At 38.5% G+C, this 4,037-nt stretch carries 4 protein-coding genes; 1 reads left to right on the top strand and 3 read right to left on the bottom strand.

The window, feature by feature from the left end; translation table 11 throughout:
- On the bottom strand, positions 1-930 hold a 930-nt coding region (locus AC1DND_RS21850; protein ID WP_477584724.1), incomplete at its 3' end, for a replicative DNA helicase.
- Between the two features lie 200 nt (positions 931-1,130).
- On the opposite strand from AC1DND_RS21850, the gene rlmB reads away from it, so the two are divergent.
- The gene (rlmB, locus tag AC1DND_RS21845; RefSeq protein ID WP_477584723.1) at positions 1,131-1,898 is read left to right on the top strand and encodes a 23S rRNA (guanosine(2251)-2'-O)-methyltransferase RlmB; all 768 of its coding nucleotides are present in this window, start codon (positions 1,131-1,133) and stop codon (positions 1,896-1,898) included.
- Between the two features lie 157 nt (positions 1,899-2,055).
- Here rlmB and AC1DND_RS21840 read toward each other — a convergent pair whose 3' ends face one another.
- Both AC1DND_RS21840 and AC1DND_RS21835 read right to left on the bottom strand, forming a co-directional pair.
- Complete coding sequence (locus AC1DND_RS21840; protein WP_477584722.1) at positions 2,056-3,147, bottom strand: mannose-1-phosphate guanylyltransferase; 1,092 nt, start codon at positions 3,145-3,147, stop codon at positions 2,056-2,058.
- Between the two features lie 15 nt (positions 3,148-3,162).
- A partial coding sequence (locus tag AC1DND_RS21835; protein WP_477584721.1) for a KpsF/GutQ family sugar-phosphate isomerase occupies positions 3,163-4,037 on the bottom strand: 875 nt, incomplete at its 5' end.

Here is a 4,037-nt window from a genome sequence, read left to right as displayed (position 1 = left end):
TAATAGGGGAGCTTCGGTTAAACGGCCAATTTTACTGTGTAACTGCTGCCATTCCCATTCCTGTAAATTTCCTTTCCTGATTTTTTCCTGCTCTATTTCTGCTTCTCCAGAAATCAAACGATTAACCAGCTGAACAGACGACATCTCTAACGAGAATACTACCGTTGGCTTTGCAAAATCGACGGTGGCATTTCTTGCACAGGTTAGTACGAAAGCCGTTTTTCCCATCGCCGGACGTGCAGCAATAATTACTAAATCCTGCTTTTGCCAACCACCAGTTATTCTATCTAGTCCCGTAAAACCAGTTGGCACACCAGTTAAACCATCGGTTTTGGTACGAAGCTCTTCAAGCGTAGCTAACGATTGTTTAATGATATCATCCATTTTCTGTGTATCTCTACGCAGGTTATTCTGGGCAATTTCGAAAAGTCCTTTTTCTGCCTGATCTAAGAGATCGAAAATATCAGTCGTATCTTCGTAGGCGTTTGTAATAATTTCGGTTGAGATCCTGATCAGTTCACGCTGAATATATTTCTGAGAAATAATACGTGCGTGAAACTCAATATTCGCTGCTGATGCAACTCTATTGGTTAAATTGGTAATGTAGTAGGCGCCACCAACCATTTCTAAAGAGCCTAACGTTCGCAGTTCTGCCGTTACTGTTAAGATATCAACGGGGCGCGATTTTTGAAATAGAATATGAATCGCTTCAAAAATTTTCTGGTGGGCAATGTTATAAAAAACCTCTGGTTTCAAAACATCAATTACAGCAGAAAGCGCATCTTTTTCGAGCATTAACGCTCCAAGAACTGCTTCCTCAAGATCTAATGCCTGAGGGGGAATTTTCCCCTGTGAACTTATAGTATTACTTAACCTGCTTTTTCTAGCAGTTATACTGTTCTTTCCGCCTTGTTCATTATCGATACTCATTCCACAAAAGTAATCAAATTTTGATGCGGTTGTTCGAATTAGTTACTAGCTGTTTGTTAACAAATTGAAGCATAATCAGATTAAATTTTATTGGATTTATGATGCCATATAAATTTTTAAACAATTAAATGTTAATAAGGCGCACATTGTTTAGGGCTAAAACATTTTATTTGAATACTTTTGCCTAACAATTTCAAAACATGGATAATTTTAGAAGACCGCAACGCGCAAAAGAGAATAATGAGTTTGTATTCGGCATCAGGGCTGTAATAGAAGCCGTTAAAGCAGGAAGAGACATTGAAACCATTTACCAGCAACGCGGTCTGGGCGGTGAACTTTTTTTAGAATTAAAAGCCCTTCTAAAAGATACTTTGATTCCCTTAAATTCGGTTCCAATCGAGAAGCTGAACCGGATGTCGCAGAAAAACCATCAAGGTGTAATTGCGGTTATTTCGCCGATTACCTACCAGAATATTGAAGACATTATTCCAACCGTTTTCGAAAAAGGTGAGGTTCCATTAATTTTGGTTTTAGATAGCGTTACCGATGTGCGTAACATGGGTGCGATTGCACGTACGGCCGCCTGTGTAGGGGTGCATGCCATTGTAGTTCCTTTAAAAAATGCTGCGCAGATCAATGCTGATGCCATTAAAACCTCGGCAGGTGCCTTATTCAGTATTCCGATTTGTCGCCATGCTAACCTGCACAAAACCTGTTTGTTTCTACAAGAAAGTGGTTTGCAGGTTGTAGCCTGCACCGAAAAAACCAGTGATTTTATTTATGCGCCAGATTATACCATGCCTACGGCAATTGTAATGGGATCGGAAGATGAAGGAATTTCTAACGATCTTTTAAGGGTAGCCGATCACCTGGCTAAAATACCAATGGCCGGAAAAATCGAATCGTTAAATGTTTCTGTTGCTGCTGGGGTAATATTATATGAGGCCGTTAGACAAAGAACAGTTTAGGTAAGCGGGTTAATAATATCAATAGCTATTAGCTTCATCCCATCGCGCTTCGTCTTCCTAAACTTTTTTTAGGATCTTACGCAAGGGGTAAGATGGAAAATATAAAATGGATGATGAAAACTATGTTACATCATCCATTTTACATTTCATGTATCTATTAAATGAATTTATTTCCAAATCTTGATTTAACTTCGGCTACAAATTCTTTAACCTTTTGTTCTTCATTTCTTGGGCAGATCATTAGCATATTATTGTTTTCCACAACAATGTAATCGTGCAGCCCCTGTAGGATAACCAATTTATCTTCTGGAACATTTACCATACAGTTTGATGAATCGAACATCAGTACCTGTTGTGACGGGATAACGGCATTACCCACATAATCTTTCTCTGCCATCTCATAAATAGAGGCCCAGGTTCCTAAATCAGACCAGCCGAAATCAGATGGAAGTACGTAAACATTTTCTGCTTTTTCCATAATCCCAAAATCTATTGAAATGTTGGTGCATTGGAAATAAGCATTATTGATAAAATCTTTTTCGCCAGCTTTATTCAACTCAGATCTGCCGATATTAAATATCTCGTACATGTCTGGAAGGTGTTTCTCGAAAGCATTCAGTATCGCCTTGGCCGACCAGATAAAGATCCCTGCATTCCACAAGAAATCGCCACTTTGCAAGAATGATTTTGCCAATTCTAAATTTGGCTTTTCGGTAAAGGTTTTAACTTTATGCAGATCAGTATCGGTGTTGAGCACGTAATCTGTATGCTGAATATAACCGTAACCTGTATCCGGGCGGTTTGGTTTAATACCCAAAGTGATTAAACAATCATTTTTCGAGGCAGCCTCTAAAGATTGCCCAATAGATGCTATAAAGCCATCAATATCTGCGATGGTATGATCAGAAGGAGCAACAACAATCGTTGCATTAGGGTTTAACTCGGCAATTTTTAAACTTCCATAAGCAACACAAGGGGCTGTATTTCTCATTAAAGGCTCAGCCAAAATCTGGTTATCTGTTAATTGCGGTAATTGCTCTTTAATTAAATCTGAATAAATTTCGTTGGTAACGATAAATATATTTTCAGGAGGACAGATGTTTAGGAATCTTTCGTAAGTACTTTGAATCAGGGTTTTTCCAACACCGAAAAAATCGATAAACTGTTTTGGATATTCCGTTCTGCTTACTGGCCAAAAGCGACTTCCGACGCCACCGGCCATAATTAATGCATAATAATCTTTATTCATTTTTTATTTTAAAAATTACACTATGCCTTCGTTAAGGAGATCGTGTAAATGGATAATGCCAAAGTAAGTATTTTGTTCTAGAACTAGCAACTGTGTAATGTTATTTTGCTTAATAATATCTAAAGCATCAACCGCTAAAGCATCAAATTGTATGCTCTTTGGCGTTCTGCCCATTATATCTTCGGCTTTTAAGTTTGCAATAGAATTGTTATTTTCTAACATCCGCCTTATATCACCATCGGTAATGATGCCAAGTACTTTATCATCGCTATCAACAACAACAACTGCACCCAAACGGTTTTTACTAATTTCTATTAACACATCTTTAACCGATGCGGATGGGTGTATGGAAGGTTTCTCATTAGACAAAGCCAAATCCCGGGCTTTTAAATAGAGTTTTTTACCTAATGATCCACCTGGATGATATTTCGCAAAGTCGGATTCATTAAAATCTCTGCACTCCAATAAACAAATAGCTAAGGCATCGCCCAATGCCAATTGCGCCGTTGTACTGGTAGTGGGGGCCAAATTATGCGGACAGGCTTCTTTTTCGAAAGAAGTGTTCAAAATCAGATCGGCCTGTTCGGCTAAAAAAGAATTCAGTTCACCAACCATCCCGATGAGCAGATTGCCAGATGTTTTCAACAAGGGGGTAAGCACTTTTATTTCTGGCGTGTTTCCACTTTTAGAGAGGCAGATTACAATATCATCTACCTGGATCATCCCCAGATCGCCATGAATAGCATCTGCGGCATGCATAAAAATAGCAGGCGTACCTGTTGAATTAAAAGTAGCTACCATTTTTTGTGCAATGATTGCACTCTTTCCTATACCAGTAACAATTACCCGTCCTTTGCCATGTAAAATGCTTGATACGACTTTTTCAAAAT

The sequence above is a fragment of the Pedobacter sp. 01N416 genome, from assembly GCF_056399685.1.
The sequence above is the reverse complement of the archived record's forward strand: the minus strand, read 5'-3'. Positions and strand labels throughout refer to the sequence as shown.

What these genes read in the sequence shown, in the direction of transcription:
- rlmB (WP_477584723.1), top strand. Translation starts at nt 1,131, where the DNA reads ATGGATAATTTTAGAAGACCGCAACGCGCAAAAGAGAATAATGAGTTT.
- AC1DND_RS21840 (WP_477584722.1), bottom strand. Translation starts at nt 3,147, where the DNA reads ATGAATAAAGATTATTATGCATTAATTATGGCCGGTGGCGTCGGAAGT.